Source organism: Pseudoalteromonas sp. Scap06 (assembly GCF_013394165.1).
Classification (GTDB): Bacteria; Pseudomonadota; Gammaproteobacteria; order Enterobacterales; family Alteromonadaceae; genus Pseudoalteromonas.
In genome coordinates, this window is sequence record NZ_CP041331.1 from 192,576 (window position 1) to 215,456 (window position 22,881).

At 40.2% G+C, this 22,881-nt stretch carries 17 protein-coding genes; 5 read left to right on the forward strand and 12 right to left on the reverse strand.

Annotated features, from left to right (window positions below; all coding sequences use genetic code 11):
* The 3 genes from FLM47_RS16380 to FLM47_RS16390 form a co-directional block, all read right to left on the reverse strand.
* Entirely contained in the window at positions 1 to 2,118 is a 2,118-nt protein-coding gene (locus FLM47_RS16380; RefSeq protein WP_256729746.1) for an ATP-binding protein, read from the reverse strand.
* 203 nt (positions 2,119 to 2,321) lie between these two features.
* Entirely contained in the window at positions 2,322 to 2,990 is a 669-nt protein-coding gene (locus FLM47_RS16385) for a response regulator (RefSeq protein ID WP_010389477.1), read from the reverse strand.
* A complete protein-coding gene (locus FLM47_RS16390) occupies positions 2,983 to 4,308 on the reverse strand; it encodes a DUF4118 domain-containing protein (protein ID WP_178956977.1) in 1,326 nt (441 codons plus the stop codon). The genes FLM47_RS16385 and FLM47_RS16390 overlap by 8 nt, the downstream gene beginning before the upstream one ends.
* A gap of 281 nt (positions 4,309 to 4,589) precedes the next feature.
* Here FLM47_RS16390 and FLM47_RS16395 point away from each other — a divergent pair, with 281 nt between their 5' ends.
* Both FLM47_RS16395 and FLM47_RS16400 read left to right on the forward strand, forming a co-directional pair.
* Positions 4,590 to 5,243, forward strand: a complete 654-nt coding sequence (locus FLM47_RS16395; RefSeq protein ID WP_178956978.1) for a TrkA family potassium uptake protein — start codon at positions 4,590 to 4,592, stop codon at positions 5,241 to 5,243.
* 2 nt (positions 5,244 to 5,245) lie between these two features.
* A complete protein-coding gene (locus FLM47_RS16400) occupies positions 5,246 to 6,610 on the forward strand; it encodes a TrkH family potassium uptake protein (RefSeq protein WP_178956979.1) in 1,365 nt (454 codons plus the stop codon).
* A 36-nt stretch (positions 6,611 to 6,646) separates the two neighbouring features.
* Here the strand turns inward: FLM47_RS16400 and FLM47_RS16405 are convergent, their stop codons facing one another.
* From FLM47_RS16405 to FLM47_RS16420, 4 genes are all read right to left on the reverse strand, one after another.
* The gene (locus FLM47_RS16405) at positions 6,647 to 6,949 is read right to left on the reverse strand and encodes a YkgJ family cysteine cluster protein (RefSeq protein ID WP_178956980.1); all 303 of its coding nucleotides are present in this window, start codon (positions 6,947 to 6,949) and stop codon (positions 6,647 to 6,649) included.
* 155 nt (positions 6,950 to 7,104) lie between these two features.
* Entirely contained in the window at positions 7,105 to 7,512 is a 408-nt protein-coding gene (locus FLM47_RS16410) for a substrate-binding domain-containing protein (protein WP_178956981.1), read from the reverse strand.
* Between the two features lie 11 nt (positions 7,513 to 7,523).
* Positions 7,524 to 8,597, reverse strand: coding sequence for a porin (locus FLM47_RS16415; protein WP_054201437.1), 1,074 nt, complete (start codon positions 8,595 to 8,597; stop codon positions 7,524 to 7,526).
* Between the two features lie 107 nt (positions 8,598 to 8,704).
* Positions 8,705 to 10,645 (reverse strand): ATP-dependent DNA helicase RecQ, encoded by a 1,941-nt coding sequence (locus FLM47_RS16420; RefSeq protein WP_178956982.1) that lies wholly within the window; start codon positions 10,643 to 10,645, stop codon positions 8,705 to 8,707.
* Between the two features lie 234 nt (positions 10,646 to 10,879).
* On the opposite strand from FLM47_RS16420, the gene FLM47_RS16425 reads away from it, so the two are divergent.
* Entirely contained in the window at positions 10,880 to 12,184 is a 1,305-nt protein-coding gene (locus tag FLM47_RS16425; protein ID WP_010389488.1) for an NAD(P)/FAD-dependent oxidoreductase, read from the forward strand.
* A gap of 195 nt (positions 12,185 to 12,379) precedes the next feature.
* Positions 12,380 to 13,879, forward strand: coding sequence for a DUF2235 domain-containing protein (locus tag FLM47_RS16430; RefSeq protein WP_054201440.1), 1,500 nt, complete (start codon positions 12,380 to 12,382; stop codon positions 13,877 to 13,879).
* Between the two features lie 68 nt (positions 13,880 to 13,947).
* On the opposite strand, the gene nagP is transcribed toward FLM47_RS16430, so the two are convergent.
* The 5 genes from nagP to FLM47_RS16455 form a co-directional block, all read right to left on the reverse strand.
* Positions 13,948 to 15,243: an N-acetylglucosamine MFS transporter NagP gene (nagP, locus tag FLM47_RS16435; RefSeq protein ID WP_178956983.1), complete on the reverse strand. Its 1,296-nt coding sequence runs from the start codon at positions 15,241 to 15,243 to the stop codon at positions 13,948 to 13,950.
* A 32-nt stretch (positions 15,244 to 15,275) separates the two neighbouring features.
* Entirely contained in the window at positions 15,276 to 16,403 is a 1,128-nt protein-coding gene (nagA, locus tag FLM47_RS16440; RefSeq protein ID WP_178956984.1) for an N-acetylglucosamine-6-phosphate deacetylase, read from the reverse strand.
* Positions 16,404 to 17,402: a glucosamine-6-phosphate deaminase NagB-II gene (gene nagB-II, locus FLM47_RS16445; RefSeq protein ID WP_178956985.1), complete on the reverse strand. Its 999-nt coding sequence runs from the start codon at positions 17,400 to 17,402 to the stop codon at positions 16,404 to 16,406.
* Positions 17,402 to 18,313, reverse strand: coding sequence for an N-acetylglucosamine kinase (nagK, locus tag FLM47_RS16450; protein ID WP_178956986.1), 912 nt, complete (start codon positions 18,311 to 18,313; stop codon positions 17,402 to 17,404). The genes nagB-II and nagK overlap by 1 nt, the downstream gene beginning before the upstream one ends.
* Positions 18,314 to 18,475: 162 nt before the next feature.
* Entirely contained in the window at positions 18,476 to 21,166 is a 2,691-nt protein-coding gene (locus FLM47_RS16455) for a family 20 glycosylhydrolase (RefSeq protein ID WP_178956987.1), read from the reverse strand.
* Between the two features lie 575 nt (positions 21,167 to 21,741).
* Here FLM47_RS16455 and FLM47_RS16460 point away from each other — a divergent pair.
* The gene (locus FLM47_RS16460) at positions 21,742 to 22,758 is read left to right on the forward strand and encodes a LacI family DNA-binding transcriptional regulator (RefSeq protein WP_138605738.1); all 1,017 of its coding nucleotides are present in this window, start codon (positions 21,742 to 21,744) and stop codon (positions 22,756 to 22,758) included.
* Positions 22,759 to 22,881: the final 123 nt, after the last annotated feature.

The following is a 22,881-nucleotide window of genomic DNA, read 5'->3' on the forward strand; positions in this document are numbered from 1 at the left end:
TTATTGAGTTGATAGCGTTAAGGGAAATTGAATGAAAAAATAAACACCTGGTGTTTGTTTTTTCTTTACAAATATTTGCCCTTTCAAGCGGTGTACAACAAGGTTATACACAATATTCATGCCTAAACCGCTACCGCCACCCGCTCTATTTGTGGTGTAAAAGGGATCAAACACTCTTTTTCGAGCTTCTTCAGTCAAGCCGCATCCATCATCTTGATAATGAATTTGAACATATTCTGAGTATTCTATATGAACCGTGATTAGCCCTTTTCGATTGCCATTACCATAGCCGTGGACAATAGAATTCATGACTAAGTTTGTAAAAATTTGCGCTAAAGCCCCCGGATCAGAGTAGACCTCTGGTTCAAGCTCGGTTGCTGTAACCTTAATATCAATCTCTGTCGTTTTTACTGTGTGATACAGGCTTCTGAGCACTTCATTAAAATATTGGCTAATATATAAGCTACGGAGCTCTTCTGTGGTTTGATCAACCGCAACACGTTTAAAGCTGCTGATTAAACCAGCGGCGCGTTGCATATTTTTCAGTAAAATGTCACAACTTAAATCAACTTCAGTAATAAATTCGCTAAACTGCGTTTTACTCAAGGAGCCAGAAGCAACTTTGTTTTTAGTTTCAATTAGTATTTGTCTCAAATGCGACGTCGCAGTTACACAAACACCTAATGGCGTATTCACTTCATGTGCGACGCCACTAACTAAACTGCCAAGTGATGACATTTTTTCTGCTTCAACAAGCTCTTGTTGAGTACGGCGAAGCTTTATGGTTTGTTCAAGTAAAGCTTGTTCTGCCTCATAGCGTTTACTCGACATTAAATTAATAGAATCACTTAGACGGTCATGAGGGCCGCGCTTAGATACAGTTTGAGAAAAGTCGCCACTGGCTATAGCTGAGCAAACCTGATCAATATCTTTACTGGCTTTAATTAAACGCTCAAAACTTCTAAACATAGTGCCAAGCTCATCTTTTTGAGCCATATATTTTTGAGCATGAATGGATAAATCTCCATTAGCTAGCTGTTCAACAGATTTAATCGCAATATTAATACGCTTAGTTGTTCTGTTAATAAAATACCAAAAGAGTAAAAAAATCAGTAATACACTTGCAAAAGCGGCTGCCAATAATGGTTTAAATTGCGCTTGAATAGGCCCAATAATATCCAATTCAGAGCGGCGCACTATCACTGTCCAATTACCAGTGGCAACCTTGGCCTTATCAAAATAGAAAACCCCAGAATCAAAAGGATCGTTAGCAGATAGTACCTCTCTTTCTTGTCCCTGTGACTTTAGCTGCTTGGCTATACTTGCATAATTAGTATCTAAAATTGCTTTCGTTTTTAATCCTGAGTAATTCAATGTCGTTGCAATCACGTTGTCGCGTTGACTGAGTAGCAAAACATCAATTTTTAATTGCTGCTTTATGGTTTGTAAAAACTCAGTGATGTCAGCAAGTGCTCTATCTACGCTTGCCATACCGACAAATTTATCATTAATGATAATGGGCGAACTTTGTTCAACTAGCATTCTTCCCTCGTAAACATAGGGCTCAGTGATCATCGTTTCGGTATTGCCATCACGTAAAAACTGTTGACGTACTCCCTCATAATAAAGACTAGATTCCATGTCCACCAAGGGCTCAAGTAACAAGCGTTCAGAGTCACTAAAATCACGATGCCAATAAGGTAAAAAACGACCGGTTTGGTCTACATAAACGCCCTCTTTTAATGGCGAAGCATTCACATAGGCTTGATCTTGATTATCGGCATTAGGCTCATAACCAAAAGAAGCCCCCACGAATGAAGGATTCATTTTAAGCACTGCACGAACAAAATTAATACTTGCCTCTCTATCACCAAACAACCCATTTTGCTGTGCTAAGGCCATAATTTCGGTAGTGCGTACTGCCAATTGCGTCTCTTCATTTACTTTTGCAGCAATAGTATCGGCGGTCTGACTCAAGTTAAGCTTTGCTTGCATAACAGCCTGATTAAGGCTGGTTGAATACCAGTAACTCAAAATACCAGTAATAATAAGCATTACGGGAAATGCCAAATAAAGCAGCATTTTTCCTTGCAAAGAATGTATGAGTGTTAGTCGCATAATTTTAGGCTTAAACAAGCAAGCCAATGTCCTGAGGATTTGAAGTAGTAAGCTTAAAAATTAGACTATAAAAACTTTCTAGGCAAATGAATTGTGTAGAAATAAATGTGAAAGAAGGGTATTAAAATACCAGCTGCCTAGTAGATAAGATTGTTAAATAGGGTATGGTTTAAAGACAAAAACACTCTGCAAAACTTTTATTTTTAATCGGCCAATCGATAACCCACAGCTGGTTCAGTTAAGATATATTTTGGACTAGCGGGGTTAGCCTCTAATTTTTGTCTGAGCTGTGCCACATGGACTCGTACGTATTCAGGACGGTCTATGTACTGCGCTCCCCAAATATGGCTTAAGATTGCATTATGGGTGAGTACTGTATTTTTATTTTGAAACAGTAATAATAATATTGCGTACTCTTTTTTAGTGAGTTTTATCTCATTTCCAGAAGAGGTTACTCTGTGCTTTTGTGGATCTATTTTTATATTCCCGCAGGTAAATGCCACACTCGGCTGGCTCTGGGTACGTAATAAAACCCGAATCCGGGCTAGCAACTCATTGGCGCTAAACGGTTTGGTAATATAGTCATTTGCCCCATTATCAAGCGCAGTGACCTTTTCAACTTCGCCATCTCGAGCTGATAGCACTAAAACAGGTAAGGCACTCCATTGTCGAAACTCAATTAACCAGTCTTGACCATCCATGTCTAGCAGGCCTAAGTCTAACAATACAAGATCGTAACTTTGCTCACTTAAACGTGCAAAACCATCTAACCCTTTATCACAAATACTTAGCTCGTAACCACTGGCTTGCAACAAGGTTTTTAAAAAGCTTTGTAGAGGGGGAGAATCTTCTAATATCAAGATTTTAGTCATTACTTTTTTCCCAGATTAACTTTGCGTGCGCCATATTTGTTTCGTTATTAATTGTTAATGTAAATGTGCCCTGGTGAAATTTAGCAACCACATCACAAATAATGCTGCCTAACCCAACGCCTTCATCGCTACTTGTTTGCCCTTTAATTACCAAGTTATTAGTTAGAAGTAACTGATAAACTACCTTTTGCTGATTAGTACTTTGCGTAAATTCAACGCTCACCTTTTTATCACCATAACGCCATGCATTTTCGAGCATATTAGCCAGCGCAATTTCTAACAAAGTCACATCCCCTTTGCATGTTGTCTGAGCGTCTATATTGGTATTTATGATAAAATCAGTGAGTTGCTGCTGTCTTCTAGCTTTAGCTTCACTAAGTAGTGCTTGTAAGTTTATTGTTTGCCAACTTAGATTTTCACCCATTTTATTAACTCGGCTTAACTCCATTACTTTATCAAAGTGCTCATTTAGTATTTTACTTTGCTCATAAATATTACTCGCTTGCTCTTTTATCACGCTGTCACTGAGGGTAATCTCATCATCTGCAAGCATGCTCGATGCGCCCATAATAGTCGCCAGTGGTGTGCGTAAATCGTGAGACAAACTGCGTAAAAGTGCATTTTTAGCGCGCTCTAATTCCGCTTGCACCGAAATAGCAGCCGACTGTTGGCGTAATAACGTTTTTTCATGTACCTGATAAAGAAGCGAAATAGCGGTGTCCGCAAAGGATTTTTGCCCTTGCGTTAACCGTTTAGTAAAATTAAACCCGCCCCAGCTAGGGTTAACTTCACTAAGCAATATAAACTCACTATTGCCCTGCGATGCTGCAGGTATAAATGTACAAAATGCGTTTAAATGCTTGCTGATCCGCTGCACAAAGTACTTTTTTTGTTCATCCAGCGTATCTAAGCTGTTTAAGTCTTTGGCCAGTTCGTACAAGGTGCGACTATTACTTGCATGTAATTGCACATCCCTAACTTTAGTACTGAGCTCCCCTGCCAATTGGCTGATCACAAAACCAACAATCAGCATAACCATAAAGGTTACTAAATATTCTATGTTTTCAATATGAAAAGTAAAATTTGGGGCAACAAAAAACCAATCTGTACACGCCACACTCACTAAGGTGGTCAGTATGGCAAGACGACGATTACTGCGCACAGCAACCCAAGTCACCCACAATAACTGAAGCATCACGATATCAGTGGTAGTAAACCAATTACGTACAGGGTAAATGGCAATAACCACAATTAATGGCATTATTACTGCCAAAAACAATGCGTTATACCAACGTGGTTTAGCCTCTGCCTGATTCATTAATTATTCCTCTAACATTTGAGCACCTAGATTACTGCCTTTTCGATATTGCCTCTATAAAGTTTTTATAAAGTTTTTTATCTGATTCGTTAAATCTTTATAAAGCTTTTAACGCCTACCTACATTGTTACTTTAATAACTCATATTCTAACTTCAGCAGAAGGAGTAATACGTATGTTGGGTTGGATAAAAATAATGATGCTTACAGCCTATATATTAACTGTTTATTGACCAAATGAACTTTACCACTTCTCTCTTTTAACTTTAATTTAGGTATCAACATGGCACATTTTACAGTGATCGGATTGGGTCGATTTGGCATTGCAGCAAGCCTTGAGTTAATTCATTTAGGGCATACAGTCACTGGGGTTGATAGTAACCCTAAACTAGCTGAAAAATATGTTGAGCATTTATCTGAAACCGTTGTTTGCGACTCCACTGATGAAGCCGCACTTAAAGAGCTTGATTTAGCGAGCAGTCAGGCCGTTTTAGTGGCGATTGGAGAAGACATGCAATCGAGCATTCTGTGCACCCTTGCATTAAAAAACCTAGCTGGTAAGCAAATATGGGTTAAAGCGAGCACCAAAGCCCATCACACAATTATTTCTAAGCTAGGTGTAACACGCATTATTCATCCTGAAGAAGAAATGGGCGTGCGCGTTGCACAAGCGCTTAATTACCCTGTAGTAAACGACTATATTTCCTTAGGCAATGGCTTATACGTTGTTGAAGTAAGTATAAAAGCGCACTTACATAAAACAAAACTAGGGCATTTACTTAAAGAAATAAAAGGCACTGTAAACCCATTATTGGTCAAGCGCGCAAAGCAAACGTTTGTCAAACTTGATGACGACTTTGAGTTACTTACCTACGACACTTTACTGTTATCAGGTAATCGAGTCGAACTAAACTATCTTGCACCAAGGCTTTTATAACTATGGTTTTATGGCATCCCCTCAAAACGCCTATTGAGCGAAAAGTCAGTGGGCATAAAAAACTCAATGCGGCTCCACCGCTTATTTTATGTTGCAGTTTTTTAATATTAATAACGCTTGGGGCATTGGCGTTAAAACTGCCTTTTGCAACCTATGAGCCTATTTCATGGATACAAAGTGCGTTTACAGCAACCTCTGCGGTGACTGTAACTGGACTGGTTGTCGTCGATACCGGTTCAGTGTTTACTCCTTTTGGACAAGGCGTTATTGCGCTATTAATTCAACTAGGCGGTCTAGGTTTAATGACCTTTGCGGTTGTAACTTTAATGGCACTGGGTAATAAAGTTGGCTTTATTCAAAAAACAGTGACTAAAGCTGCATTTAATCAAACAGATACATCTACTTTGGTAAATACCGCTAAGTCTGTTTTGCTGTTTGCGCTAATCGTTGAATCTGTAGGCATTATTATTTTAACGCTGTATTGGCTACCCGAAATGGGCTTACAAAAAAGCTTTTTTCATGCACTTTTTTATACTATTAGCGCTTTTAACAATGCAGGGTTTGCATTAAGTCCTAACAGCTTAATGCAGTATGTAGAAGACCCCGTTGTAAATTTAACAATTACCTGTTTGTTTATTATTGGTGGCCTTGGCTTTACCGTATTAACAGATTTATATAAGTCAAAGCGTTGGGCTAAGCTCAGTCCCTACAGTAAATTAATGCTGATCAGCACTGTTATTATTAACGTTATTGCATTGTTGCTTATTTACGCAATTGAATACGATAACCCAAAAACACTGCAGCCGTTATCTGAAATAGGGAAATGGCTAGCAGCTTGGTTTCAAGCCGTTACTCCTCGTACTGCGGGGTTTAATACCATTGCTATTGAAGAATTAAAAAATGCCAGTACCGCTTTAACTATGATGCTTATGTTTATTGGTGGCGGGTCTTTGAGTACTGCAAGTGGCATAAAGGTCGTTACGTTTATCGTTTTAATATTAGCAACCTATAGCTACTTAAGGCGTGACAAGGGCGTCACCGTGCTACGCCGAGAAATAGACAAAGATTCAGTGTATAAAGCATTAGCCTTAACCGTTATTTCAGCGGGAGTCACTTGGTTGGCTATTTTTACATTACTGGTCGTTGAAGATGCACCTTTTTTAGATATTGCTTTTGAAGCGGTATCGGCACTGGGTACGGTAGGACTTTCACGCGGTTTAACGTCATCGTTATCACCGCTGGGGGAGTTTATCATTATGTTTTTAATGTTTATGGGCAGAATAGGCCCGCTCACTCTCGCCTACTTTTTAGCAAGTCCACGAAGTAAAAAACTAAGATACCCAAGCGCACAACTCTCTATTGGTTAAAAACACAAACGCGGGTTTATTAGTTAGTCCGTATTTTTAAATACCGGCTATTTCGCGCTCTGTAATACACTCGTTCGAGGCCATTTCAAACTCACGGCAAGTAAGTGGGCGATTTTCGTAAATAGTACACATTAGCGTATTGCGGTCGAGTGCTTGGCACCAACCATCATCGCCGCGTTTCATTACTTCACTGCCCCACTTGTCGTAATCAATGTACTGAAAAGGCACACCGGTGTCGATTACTATGCGCACTTCTAATTGGCAACAACACGCTTGGCAGTTAGCACAAGTAACGGCGGTTGTATCGATATTTTCAACAGCAATGATTGAGTTTGACATACAGACTTATGAGAAATGATATACAACCTACAGGATACACGAGCGGAGCAATGGTGACAGTAAAATAACTGTCAGATTTTATAAACATCGTCATATGTAATTAACCAATTACTAAAAAAGCGTGCTGGTTAATCAGCACGCTTATTAGTTACGGATTAAAAAGTGAAAACCACTTTAACGTTATCCGATACAGCCGATGAAGAAACAAAGCCAATGGTGTTAGGGTTAGCTGAGACCATTTTGATCACTTCACTGTCATTTTCTAACTCTTTAGGCGGTGTGCCTTTTCCTGTAAAAATCAGTTTTGACCAATACGCTTTTAACTGGTTAGAAGTTTTGTTGAGCAATTTACTATTAAATTGCTCGGTTGCAGCACTGCTTGATTCTTGAGATATTGGAATGATCTTATTACCATTACTAAATGACTTTTCTTTTCCTGTATAAATTCGACTAATAACAGACTCATCAAAACTACTTTCATTTGAGGGATGCACAATAATAGCAAAATCTGCATAGGCGAAGTTAGTAAACAAGAATATTACACAAAATATTAATTTTTTCATCTTACTTCTCCTTAAAATACAACATCAACACCAAGGGTGATTGCTTTACTATCACCAGCCACAGCTAAATCAAACGAATCATCTTTAACCCTATCGTATTGCACTTTAAATGCCGCTGACGGATGAAAGTCCCACCTCACACCAACAGCAAATGTATTATGCTGCTCTGTATCGCCCTCACCTTCTTGTTCAAAGTCTGAAAACATGACATAGGGGGTAATTGAGTCAAAACGATAGCCCGCACTGATCATATAAGTATCAAGATTACCATCTAGGTCTAAGCGGTTAAGTTCACTTAAAACAAAAAAATCACCAAAATCAAGATTTGCAGCTAAGCCATAAAATTTACCATCTCTGCTGTCTTTACCGTCCCACAAAACGGGTTCACCCGCGCGAAAACGCTTGTTGGTATATTGCATGTGGGTCACTCTTAGTTCGAGCCAGTCACGATTAAGTAGTAGTACGCCGCCTAGCATATCTTCCCAAATTTCTCTTGTCGGCTCTTGAAAGAAGAAGTCTGATAACAGTTTGTTATCGTCATCATCTTCTTTACCGGTATAAACATTTGCAGATACTCCCCAGTCACCTACAGAGCCTGAGTAAAGTAAATTAACCCCCTCGTAGTTAAATACTTGCCATGTATAGTTGTCAGCAGGGGCCCGCATCCACACATATGCATAACCTACATCGAAGAAGTCTGAATAATAAAATAGTGGTAAACGCTTCTTACCGGCTTGAATAGTCCAATTATCGTTAATATCGTAAGAAATATAGGCCCATTCAAAATTTGCCTCAAAGTCGTTAACTCCTCTGGCAACTAGCTGACCAGTGACAGAAAGGCCTTCACCTAAATCGCCTGATACCTGTAATCCAATCAAAGACTCTGGCGAAAAGGATAAATCTTCAGTGTAGGCACTTACATTTGGGTAGTCCGCAAGAAAGGTTGGTTCAACGCCATATTGCGGGACACCGGTGCCGCTTAGCACTTTACCCGCATTAATACTCGCGAAACCTGAAATATTAATTTCAGCATAACTACTTGCTGATACAAATACCCCCAATAGTATAATTTTTTGCAGTTTCATTGATCACCTCATTATTATAATGGCCGTCATAGCCAATTTGAGTATAGTAAAGCGAAGAAAAGAAACAAAAAATTAACACTTTTTTATTTTTAGACTGGTTTTTCATATTAATTAGGCGCCGACCTTGATAGCAATATTGCTTTAATTTCGCTGTAGCGCTGTTGCTCACACAATGCGAAACCACTTAATTGGCGTACTTTATTGCGTGCAAATAGCGGCACACTCATTCCCGCTAAAAATCGACATTGGGTTTCAATGCCAACATTATGCACCCCTTTCGTTGCCATATGTGCCAAAAACTCATCCACCTTTTGATATATAAGTACTGTATCAATTTTTGCAGGAGTGATTGAATATTCAAGCTTGACCGCATGTCCACGGCACACACTACAATGCCCACATTGCTCGGGCGCATTCGCATCATCAAAGTAACGGGCTAAGTTATAGCTTAAACAAGATTGCAGCTCAAAAAAGCGCACCAAAGCAGCAATCCGTTTTATTTCAGCTTGCTCTTTATCGGTAAAGTAATCATGTAACTGCTGGGCAAGTGCAGGGTTATTAATCACCTCGCTATGCACTTTGTACACTTGAGTAATACGCTTAGTTTCAAGGGTGATAAGGTTTTTTTCTGCTAAATAATCAAGCGCGGCTACAACACGTTTACGGTCAACCTGTGCGGCTTGCGTTAGGGAGTCAAAGTTAAGTGTGCCCCATATTTTTTTAAAGTCGGTATGGCTAAATATTTGCGATAAAAAAGCTTGGCGCTGCTGATCAAACTGATTAAGCAACTCATTTTTATCAACTAAAAATTTATACTTAAAATCGGCGTAATACGCATATTGCGGGGTTATTGCACCTTGTATTTCCAATTGTACCAGCAAGGTTTTAAGGGCAAGCTGGCGAATATTACTTTCGCTAGAAAGACTATATTCTTGCATTTCCCATTGCTGTTGAGCTTGGCGAATATCGTTAATAACATATTCAATACCGCTGAGCTCTGGGGTATCGCCGTACACAAAGTTTTCTACTGTATTTAAGCCATCTAGATTAGCCAGCGTATAACAATTCGATGGGTTGCCATCACGTCCTGCACGGCCAATTTCTTGGCTGTAGTTTTCAATTGATTTAGGTAAATCGTAGTGAATTACAAAACGAATGTCTGATTTATCAACCCCCATGCCAAAGGCAATAGTGGCGACCACTACATTTATTTTTCCCGCCATAAAATCATCTTGAATTTGTCCGCGCAGGTTGTCTTCAAGCCCTGCATGATACGCCACCGCCTGCAGGCCCTGTGCGCTTAACATATTGGCCACTTGTTCAGCACTTTGCTGCAGCGTGACATACACAATACCGGGGCCGGTTTGCGTACGGACAATTTCAGTAAGCTCAGTATTTTTATCAGCCGTTTTAACACTCAGCACATTTAAATCTAAATTAGCGCGATAAAACCCCGTTTGCACAATGCATTTTGGATCAATAGCAAATCGCTCTGCCATATCGCGTTTAACTTTTTTAGTAGCGGTGGCGGTTAATAGTAGCACTAACGGAATATTTAGCTCTTCACGGTAACGAGGTAGTTTTAAATAATCGGGTCTAAAGTTATGACCCCACTCTGAAATACAATGCGCTTCGTCTACTACCAACATAGAAAGTGCCACTTGGCTAATAAACTCTCTAAAGCGCTCGTTTTTAAAGCGCTCAACTGACACCATTAACACTTTAATTTTACCACTGCGCACGTCGTTCATTACCGTACTGCTTTGCATTTGATCTTGGCTTGAATCAAGACTTGCGGCATAAATGCCTTTACTGTTTAAAAAACTTATTTGATCTTTCATCAACGCTAATAATGGCGATACCACCAAGGTTAAATGCGGTAAATGTAACGCAGTAAGTTGATAGCACAAGGATTTACCCGATCCAGTTGGAAATATAGCCAGTGATGATTGGCCATTTAGCAATTGCTCTATGGTTTGTTGTTGCCCTGCTCTAAACTGATTAAAACCAAAATGTTGCTCAAGAGACTGAACTAGCGAGGTACTCATAAAAGCGTCCTTTTTATGTCGGTGCCCATAAATACTGTAAATGCGCAGTAGATGAAATATTTGCATATCAGTATACAGCATATCATTGGATTTATTGCTGACATATCCTTCAATTAGGCGCACACTATAGTCCTATAAATGCATGCTTTGCCAAAATAATTTTTTGATACCCAAGCCATTTTAAAAATCAACGTACAGAAATTGCTTCGGTATATTATTTTTAAGGGCATAGTCATGGACAAAACCATACCAAAAATTGTCATCATAGGCGGTGGCGCTGGTGGGCTGGAGCTAGCAACTCAATTAGGGCACAAATTAGGAAAGAAACAACACGCAAATATATTACTCATTGATAAAAACCGCACTCATATATGGAAACCGTTATTGCATGAAGTAGCAACCGGCTCTATTGATGCCGATTTAGATGGCGTTGTATACTCAGCGCATGCGGCCAAGCACCACTATAACTTCCAACTTGGTACCTTTTGTAACCTCGATAACAATAATAAAACCATTACCTTAAGCCCTCTATATGACGAGTTAGGGCATCAAATATTACCTAAACGAACCGTTCACTATGATCATTTAGTTATTGCCATTGGCAGTGTCAGTAACGACTTCAACACCCCGGGTATTAAAGACCATTGCTTTTACCTTGATTCAAACCAACAAGCCGAGCGTTTTCAACACGCCTTACTAGATAACTTTACTCGCCTTCATCAAGACGACGACCCATTGCATTCATTAAACATTGCTATTGTTGGCGGTGGGGCAACTGGCGTTGAGCTCTCAGCTGAGTTGTATCATGTTTCTGATTTACTCAAAATATACGGTTTAACCAATATGTCGGCGAAACGCTTGCACATACATTTGATTGAAGCGGGTCCCAGAATTTTACCTGCCCTGTCTGAGCGAATTGCTAGCTCAGCCAAACGTGAATTATTAAGATTAGGGGTTACCGTACGAGAAAACACCCAAGTTAAACAAGCAACCGAGCATGGCTTTATCACTAATAATGACGAGCAAATAAATGCGGATATTATGGTATGGGCAGCAGGAGTAAAAGCCCCTGACTTCATTAAAGAGCTAGACATATTTGAGCTGACACGTAGCAATCAAATAAAAGTGAATGATTACTTACAAAGTAGCCTAGACCCTCAAATCTATGTGCTTGGTGATTGCTGCGCGTTTACCCAAGACGATGGGACGCAAGTGCCGCCACGCGCACAATCGGCTCATCAAATGGCGCAATGCGTTGAAAAAAATCTAATTGCTACACTACGTGAGCAGCCCCTGAAAAAGTTTGAATATAATGACCATGGCTCACTGGTAAATTTATCGCGCTACAGTACGGTGGGCAGCTTGATGGGTAACCTAACCAGTAGTAGCTTTTTTATTGAAGGTAAAATTGCCCGCTTTATGTATATTTCACTATATAGAATGCATCAGCGCGCTATCCACGGCAGTGCCAAAACCTTTGCTTTGTGGATCAGCGAAAAGGTGCTGCGTGTTGTTCGCCCAAAAATGAAACTACACTAAATAACCTGAACTCCGGATAATAAACATAAATATCATTTTGATTAAATATGTTAGTAAATCTCTTAACTAGATTTCAGGTTAAATAGCTACATCAGCCGCGGTAATAAATAAGATTAAACAAATATTTATTACCGCCGTCTTTAATTTTTCACAATTCCCATATAAATTTACATAAACCACTCACGGAATTTAGTAATGACCTTTAAAACGCTTATTTTTAATTTTGATGGTACCGGCAGTGAACCCCGCGACGCAGACCAGTTTAGTACAGAGCATTTTAAAGAAGACGCCAGTATTTCTAATATTCTAAAACTACACTTATTGCTCGGCGGTAAACTTGATGATTCACCCACTACCCCATTTTCACAGCAACTAAGCTTTTATTACCAAGGCATAGGCACCAAAGGAAGTCGTTTAAAACGAATTTTAAATCAAACACTTGCCCCACGTTCTGAAGATGTGGCCAGCATTTTGACTCAGGCTATCACAGATTTTAAGCAGCATTATCAAAGTGGCGATACTGTTCTACTTACCGGTTTTAGCAGAGGCGCTGCATTAGCAAGGCGTTTTGCTAAATGCCTAGAGCCATTAATAAATGAGCAAGTATATTTGTGTGTTTTTGACACCGTGGCCTCAATTGGCCTGTCAAAGATAAATAAAGCGACCCGTGGCGCAGAGCATGTGGTTTTTGAAAACCATACTATTGCCAATAATGTAGCTGGGGCCCTGCATTGTGTTGCGCTTGATGAGAAACGACGGGCCTTTGAGCCCACATTAATGAATCAACAAGCAAACATTACCGAGCTGTGGTTTGCAGGAGCCCACTCCGATGTAGGAGGAGGCTACTATCGCGATGGGCTTGCCGATATTTGCCTGCGTTATGCGCTTGAGTGGCTCATTGCTCAGCCGCTATCGGTTTCGTTATTAACCAGTCATGACATAGACTATGAAAACCTTTTACCTGAGAGTAACTTGGTTGCCCAAGACGATGTGACTGTTATTCCCGATCCACTGGCGCTAAGTCATCAGCAAAATTACTTTTGGTTAAACCCATTTTTCAAGCTGGTTGATAGGCAGTGCTGTGTATTAATTAACGATGAAATTAGCCACAACGCTCCATTAATACATCACAGTGTTGCACAGCGAATTAATAAACTAACCAGCTATCGCCCTGAATCGTTAAAAAATATACATTATAAAATGATTTACAGCGATGACAGTACACTAAACTTTATGGGGCTAAGTGCTCATATAATGCTCGCCAATCAAAATATGAGCTTACTGAGTGTTAATCAAAGCAAAGATGTGATGGTGTACGCTAGTGAAGCCTACAACGCTACCGGCTTAATGCTTGCCCAAGATGCAACCTATCGCTTTACTCCTTACCCGAACCAATTTTGGTATGACGATGGTGTAAAGTGCCCTCCTTCTGGCTGGCATCGCGATAATGTGCAACTCGGCGTTAAAGAAATCCCTATGGCATTACTTGAGCCATTTAGGCGTTTAGCCACGGCGCAGTGGTTTAGCTTAATAGGAACAATTGGCCAAAGCGATGACCATGCATTTGAAATTGCCGAAGGCGTTGAAATAACCATTAAAAAATCAGGAGAATTTTGTCCATTTGCTAATGATTTAAGTCGTTTTTATGGGGCGAATGCTGGCAGAATAAAGCTCAAGGTAACACGCTTAAGCTGATAAAGTGCCCTAATAATCAGTGCACTTTATACTGCAAAGTGCACTGAGCTAGGGATAGCTGGTGGATGTTATTGCTTTTTCATTTTATGCCCTTTCACGGCATAAAATAATATAAATAAGTAACAAGGTAACAATACAGAGTAGCCAGTTTGTAGCGAGGTAAAGCCGCTCAGTAAGCCCCATAACACCGGACCAAATGCACCGCCCGCTATACCCATTACTAACAGTGCTGAGCCTGTGCTGGTTAGTTTACCTAAACCCGATAACGCAAGTGGGAAAACCGCCGGCCAAACAATGGCGTTTGCTAAGCCTAAAAAGGCAATTAGCAGTAAAGCATCTGGTAAATTAGCGCCTCCTAAAGGTACCAGTATGGCATTGGCAATAACAAAAGACTGCGCATCAATAAACAAAATGCACAGGGTGATCACAATACCCAATACAGCCGATGCTGTTAAGGCCGCTTGTTGAGAGATAAATTTAGGGATAAGTAAAATACCTAAAATATAACCAAACACCATAAACATCATAGTGTATGAAGTCATTACCCCATAGTTTTCAATACCCAGCGATAGTGCAAAAGTACCTATGGTATCGCCAGCAATAACCTCTACCGCAACATACAAAAAGATAGCAATTGCACCTAACACCAAGTTTGGATGAGAGAGTGTTTCACGAATTTCACCTTTGTCGTTTATTGCTTCTACTTCATCATTGATAAGCTCAGGCAGCGGAGACTTTTTAACCGCAAAAGCTAATACACCAATAAATAAGGCCATGCCTAAGTAAGGTAAAATAAGACCATTTGCCATATCATCAACTTGCTGTTGGCTTAGCTCTGTGCCTACCGTACCGGTAAAGTTACTTAAAATTAAGGCGGTAAATACCATCGGTGAGATAACTCCCGCGCCTTTATTTAAAATCCCCATAATACTAATACGTACAGCCGCCGATTCTTCTGGCCCTAAACGAACTACATATGGGTTAACCGCGGTTTGTAATAAGGTTTGCCCTGCGCCCATTACCAACTGCGCTAGTAAAAATAAAGGAAAAAACTGCGACATAGCAGCAGGAATAAACATTAAGCCTGCTAGCATCATACAGCCCATCCCCAATGCCATACCGTTTTTGTAGCCGACCTTTTTGATCAGTACTGCCGAGGGCAGCGCGGTAAATGTGACCGCAATATAAAAGGAAAATAAAATTAACGACCCTTGAAATGGGGTTAATTGTAAAATTTGACTTAAGTAAGGCATTAACGAGCCATTAAGCCAAGTAGCAAAGCCCAGTATAAAAAATAATACCGCTACAATGGCCATGGGAACCACGCTACTATTTTTGGACGTATCCATAACATTGGTTGTCATGTTATTTTCCTTTATTTATATTTATTATGTTGTTAACAAACCTGAGCGCCGCCAATCCACGTGCTAATGACTTGTTGTTGTGTGTTTAATTGTACAAAATCTGCTGGACTACCCAATATTAATCGCCCGTGTGTGGCAGGCAACTTTAAATACTGAGCAGGATATAAACTCGCCATTTTAAGCGCTTGCGCTAATGGCTGCTTTAAATGAGTTACAGTGTTTCTAACAGCGTTTGCCATATCAAGCGCAGAGCCGGCCAACTCACCTGTTGTAGAGGTGAGTTTACCATTCTCTAAGGTGACAGTTCGGTCAAAAAAAGCAAACTGAGTATCATCTGTTCCCACTGGTGGCATCGCATCAGTAACTAAAAATACGCGCCCCATTGGTTTTGCTTTTAATGCCAGTTGGCATGCTGCGTAATCAACATGATGGCCATCAACAATTAAGCCACAATAAGTATCATCATTTAATAATGCACAGCCAACCACTCCCGGCTCACGCCCTTGTAGTGGTGACATAGCATTATACAAATGCGTAAATCCGGTTGCCCCAGCATCAACGCCCTGTTGAGCCTGTTCAAAGCTTGCGTTGGTATGACCTAAACAAACCTGAATCCCTAAATCGCACATTTTGGTAATATCGCTTGGTAGTACATTTTCAGGCGCTAAGGTGACTACGACTTTACCTAAATCTTGACGAGATAACACCTGCCACTCTTGTTCAGAAATAGGACGAATAAAATCAGCGCTGTGAGCCCCCTTTTTTGCCACTGACAAATGCGGCCCTTCAAAGTGAATACCAATAATACCTGGCGTTTGTTGGGCTATCGCCTGAGCAATTACATCGGCTGCTTGGCGCATTACTTCTACAGTGTCGGTAATTAACGTTGGCAGCATAGCAGTTGTACCGTATTTGGCATGTGCTAGCAGTATTTTTTTAACCCCTGCAACACTGCTAGTACGGTTAAACAACTCACCGCCACCGCCATTAACTTGTAGGTCAATAAAGCCAGGTGCGACTAAACCCGTTAGGTGCTCGTCTGCCTGCTGTACGTTATCATCTATTGCCGTAATAATACCCGCATCAACGCTTAGCACTTTGTCGTTAACAAAGTGCTCGCCATCAAAAAGCTCTGCTACATGAATTCGTTTAACTGACATTTATAATGTCCTTGTTACTTTTTTAAGCCCCTTTGGCTCATCAGGATTAAAACCACGGCTTAATGCCACTTTTGCCACATCAAGATAAAAACGCTGTAATACTAAAAATGGCGCCAATCGCGGATGTACTTTAATACCTTGTTGGTTAAGGCTAATCACTTCTGCACCGCGTTTTTTGACCTCAGCAATTTGCTGCTGATGTGACTCTTTGGTTTCATCATCAACCGAACAATCTAAAATCACTAACCCTTGCTCAACTAAGGTCACCGGACCATGTAAAAACTCCGCACTACTAAATGACTCGGCATGAATAGCACAGACCTCTTTAAGCTTAAGTGCCATTTCTTTTGAGATAGAAAACCCTAAACCACGTGCCAATACCACCATATTCTTAATATTTGCAAACTCAGTAGGTTGTAGCTGAGTTGGCGAATCTATAATGGCATTAAGCGCGCTAGGTAACTCGTCAAGCCCTTGTAATAATGACTCATTTTGAGTCCAATTAGCAACAATATGTACTAGGGCTGATAACGTTGCCAAATAGCTTTTTGTTGCCGCCACCGAAATTTCATCGCCGGCTTTAAGAGGAACAAAATCATCGACTATGTCTTGTAGAGGTGACGCTTCATCGTTAACCAGCGCAATACAATAAGCGCCCGCCTCTTTCGCCATTTTTGCCTGGGCAAGAATGTCTGGGCTGCGTCCTGATTGAGAAATTACAATCACAACAGCGCCTTCAAGCTTTAATGTTTTACCATATACACTCGCCACTGATGGCGCTGCTGAACTGACCGGTACACCCGCTTCAATTTCAATTAAATACTTACCAAAAACGCCAGCATGATCTGATGAACCGCGACCAATCATCATAACCACCTTAGGGGCCATATCGCGAAGCTTATGACCAATTTTTTCCACTAAAGGTTGGTTGGCAATAATTTGCTTTTCAATAACATTTGGCGTTTGCGCCGCTTCTTTTTCCATTAGTGTGTTAAACATCATAACTCCTGGCTGCTGTAATTAACGTGCTGTTGTTTAGCGTAAAGTACAGACCCCATTTCTGGTGACGATAATGGGGCTGATAAAATAGCTTGTATGTCTGGGTCTAACCATGTTGTCATCACGGTTGATAAGCCACCAATAAACGAAAGCCTTGGTGGGTTTTTATCTAATAATTGTCGTGCAATGTCGCTTAAATAAGCGCCACCTTCTTTTAAAATGGCAATTGCTGTGGCATCGTTCGCCTGTGCTGATTGAAAAACACAACCTGCAAGTTGCGCAAAAAAGGCTGCAGGCTTATTGGCAATCACTTCAACAAGTTGCATTGCATCGCTGACTTCTAAATACTTCATTAACAAGTTAGTAAGCGCACCACTTGGAATTAATTTATCTAGGCTAAGCAGCACATACTGACAAGCAGTAAAGCCAATCCATGCACCACTGCCTTTATCACCATGTGGAAAGCCATGACCACCAATCATAAACGATTGGCCATTAACGTATGAAAATCCACACGAGCCAGTGCCAGCAATCATCACTGCGCCATCCTCGCCCTGATGAGCGCCCATACAAGCAATAAGTAAATCAGTAGTTAAGTGCATGGTTTTAAATGGGTGTTGCCATTGTGTCATTTGATTATGCAAACTTGGTAAGTTAACCCCTGCTAGGCCAACCCCTGCAATAAGCTCAGATAAAGGCGTATCTTTAAGCCCTGCATCTTGTAATGCTAAACGCGCTGATTGCTCAATAGAATGAGTTGCTTGATTAAAACCATGTAACGGGTTACCTGGACCTGCCACACCGGTGCCGACTATGTTATTACAGCTATTGACGATAATTGCTTTACATTTAGTGCCGCCGCCATCGATCCCCACAAAGAGTTGATTGTTTTTAATATTGTTGGTGATCATTTTTGCCTCTTAAGTTGTTCGACCGTTTTGCAAAACACTAAAATAAAGCCGGACTGTCATACTGTATGAATCTTATACTAGCACAAATGACAGCGTTGTCATTATTTTTATTTACAAATAAATAACTTCTTCAATCGTCAATAGTTTAACGGAAAACGCACCTTAACGGTGCGTTACTTTAAGCTTTCTGCTTACACGACTAGCTGATGGAGTCTTAGATCGAACCCATACATCTTGTGTTACTTTGACAGGTTGTGTGTAGGTTTGCCATTGCTCATCACCTTGTTTGTATTCAATCACTAAACCAGGGTAAGCAATATTGGCGTACAACATACTATTCTCAATTTTAGCACCTGCATTTGCAAGACGATAATGCACATCAGCACGTTCTAATTTGGCAAATTCTTTTAGCCCCATGGTAGCAGCAAAAGTTTGCCATTGCTGATCGCGCTGCTGTTTTAATTCAGGGCTAAAGCGATTTGTTTGTTGGCTGTAAACAAAGCCATTGTGATCATACGGTACCGCCCAATCTGCTTTATGCCAAGCGCGCTGTGCCAGCGATAATAATCGTGGGAATAGCTTATATTCAGCCATATTATTGGTACGCGTATTTTCGCTCCATAATTGACCCTGAATACCCACAAAACGTTTATCTTTAGCTAAAGGCGCGGATACGACCTTGCCTTGCTCATCATGCTGTAATGTGTCATCAGCTACATAAGGCTTATCTTCTCTATCAAGCCAAAACTCAGCATGAATAGGCAAATTATCTGGCATAAACTGAAATATTTTCTCAGTATTTATGTGCCTTGAAGCCCAGTAATAACCATGCTCTTGTGGGTCTGCCTCATACGGAAAGTCAAAATACAGCACATCTGGCGACGAAAGCACTGCTTGCCAATTTCTATTGGCAAATTCATGTGCACGCTGATGGCCATTCCACATTAATAAATCCCAAATATTACCTTGCACAACCTCTGGCATATTCTCTGGGTTAGTATGCGATAAGCCATCGCTCCATGCTGCGGTTTCAATATTCATATCAGCCAACATATTCGCGATACGTTCAATAAAATAACTGCCCAGCTGACCTGCTTCGGTAATTTCTAACTTATTTTGTTTAATAAAATCAGCACAAGCAGGTGAATCGACCCATGCTCCGGCGGTTTCATCGGCACCTATGTGATAACGAGTTAGCGGATGCTGTGCCTCACTATGAATACTTTTTACTTGTTCCATTACTTCACGGATAAACGCATAAGATGAGTCTAAACACACATTAATGGTATTGTCGTTGTAGTGCTGTACCGACGAATAGAGCGTTGTATCAAGCGGGTCATAAAGTAAAAACTGTTCGGCTTTTTGTTTATCGCCTTGTTGTATATATTTATTATAACGCGCTTGCATGGATTTAATCGCAGCGCGAGAATGTCCTGGCATATCAAGCGATGGGATCACCTGAATGTGACGCGCACTGGCCGCTTTAAGTATTTCTTGGTAATCAGCTACCGAATAATAGCCGTTTGCTGCACTTGAAGTATCAAGCCCTGCGCCTAGCTGTGGCATTAAACATTGCTGCTCGCTTTGATCAAAACAACGCTTTGCACCTATATCTGTAAGTTCAGGCAGTGATGGAATTTCTAAACGCCAGCCTTCATCATCACCTAAGTGTAAATGTAGCTTGTTAAGTTTATAAGCAGCCATTTGATCAAGTAACTTTAAAATAAAGCCTTTATCACGAAAGTTTCGCGCTACATCAACCAATACCCCTCTAAACTGATAATGCGGTGCATCAATAACTTCTCCCACAGGTAATATATTACTGTTAACCTGATATAAGCTCGCTAAACTTTGCAGAGCATAAAAAACACCCGTTTCGTCAACTGCATCGATTACAACCTCATCGGCTTTAATTGCTAATTTATAACTACCATTAAGCTGATCTTTTTTAACAGTGGAATTAAGTGTGACCTTAATTGCCGCTGCATCATCGCTTAAATTAATACCTAGTAGTTCAAGCCGCTCGATTGCAGCCAATACACTTGATTTATTAACTTCTGCATAATTAATATTAAGCCCTTGGCTAATATCAAGCGTTTGAGTTTGACTAAACTCGCTAACGCGTGGGGTGGGTATAATTTGCTTAGCAATGACATAACTTGCTTGATTTTGCGAGGTTAAGTAAGCTGAAAAGTCATACTTTTCATTACGCTCAAACAAGCGCTCAGCAGTAAGCCACTGTGTTTTGTCGCCCGCAGTACGTTTAAACTGACGAGTGTAATCGGTATAAGGTTCTACATGAGGTAATAGCTCTAAGCCAGTCTCTGTATCAATTTTAGGCTTTGTACTTTCAATCACTTTAGCGGTGTCGTTATTATTCACCACGATATAGTTAGGAATAGCGTCGCTTTGCGATAATGACCAAAAATGCGCATAAAAAGTAATCGTTTTAGTCTCACCGGCTTTAAAGCCAGTAAACCCATCTTTAAGCTCAATGACATGAATATCGCCATTAACGTGTTTAATAGTAAATTCATCGCTAATCGACTTTTGTATAGGCGTAATTTGACTAAAGTAAATTTTCCATTGGTTAAGGTTAATTGCCGAGTTGGCAGTTAAATGTAAATTCGCTTTAAAACAGTGACCGTTTTCAATATCTGGATCGCACTGTGCTGATGGGCGGTTATCAACTTGCTGATATTTTATTTGTAATGTGTTAGCAAGTAACTCCACCGCACTATCGTTTGCAGGCCTTAGCTGAACCGATGCCGTATTTTGTCCTTCAACATTGCCCTGACATGCACTTAAACCTAGTGCTAAGCAGCATGCTGTCAGTAATGATTGAATCTTCATTCGCTACTCTCCCTTTATTATTAACTTAGTCACTCAAGCATCTCTTTCAAATGCTAAAAATTAAGCCGATTTTTCAATGCATTTATTCTTAGTGCGGTTAGTTTATAATGTACCATCAGCTAAAAAATATTTTATGCTTTAAATTAATCACTATTCATATCTAGTAATTGCTACCTTAGCCAAACAATCCACTACGTAGGTTCTAAATAATAATTAACATTGCGCTTTAATTTATGACAACGCTGTCATTTGACTGTTAATGTATCCTTTTTTTTCTTTTATAGCTACATAGGGGGCAAAAAAGATACAAAAAATTTACATGCATACGTCTTTTTTTATTTTAAATCACTGTATTTAAATGAGATTTAAATATTACTAAATCATTACCTGAAACTTTATCTACCATTCTCTCAAGAAAGGCGTATAAATTAACTGTTAAAATTCAATGATGTCTTTATAATTTAGTCGTCAAATAATAAAAACCGAGTACTGTTAACCGCTTTTGCTGTAGTCGTTAACCGATAAAGATAAATTAGTATAGTACCCAAAATGATATGTAAAGGTCTATTAAGCCGATGAGAACAACAATAAACGACGTGGCAAAAGATGCCGGAGTATCAATAAAAACGGTATCAAGAGTAATAAATAACGAAACCTCGGTCCGTGACAACACCCGTGAAAAAGTCATGGCGTCGGTCGAAAAGTTGAACTTCCAGCCAAACTTAGCAGCAAGAAGTCTTGCAGGAACAAAAGCTTACAGCATAGCTTACATTTACGACAATCCTAATGCGTACTACATTATCGACATGCAAAATGGTATTTTAGATGCGTGCAAAAAGCAGGGGTTTGAACTACTTATTCACCCATGTGATGCCAAAGAAGCGCATATTTTTGATGAAATTACTAATATGATCAAACGCACTCGTATCGCGGGAATCTTACTCACCCCGCCCTTTTCTGAAATGCCTGAGTTTGTTGAAAAGCTAACTCAACTAGACCTAAAAGTTGTGCGTATTTTATCAGGGCACAACGCGCCTGATTCATTAACACCCTGTATTATGATTGACGATAATCTCGCCTCAAAGTCAATTACTGAGCATCTAATTAATAACGGCCACACGCGCATTGGCTTTTTAGCCGGTGGCAGCGAGCATAACTCGACCAAAGAGCGCTTGGAAGGTTACAAAGCGGCGCTAACCCAATACGACATTCCTATAGATCCAAGCTTAATTATTGATGGCGAATATTCATTTGAGTCGGGGGTTGAGGGCGCTAAAACACTCATTAGCCAAACAAATAGGCCAACCGCTATCGTCTCATGTAATGATGAAATAGCCGCCGGTGCGTTATTTGCAGCCAGATTAATGAACATTGATATACCCAGCGAGCTTTCTATAACAGGGTTTGAGGATAGCCCATTCTCGCGTCAAACATGGCCAAAACTCACCACGGCTCATCAGCCAAATAATAAAATTGCTGAAGATGCGGCTAGCTTATTAATAGCCCAAATTCGTAATGGCAATGACCGCGATATTATAAAACTATACACTCCTGAGCTCGTCGTTAGAGACTCTACCGCACGCCCTCTTTAGCTTAGGTTAACCATATAATTCACTTCTGCGCTGTAACAAAGGGTCAGCGCAGAAGTGAATTAAAAACGGCCTACTTTTTGAATATACCTTCTGTATTACTGAGTTTATTTACAATAAAAAGCG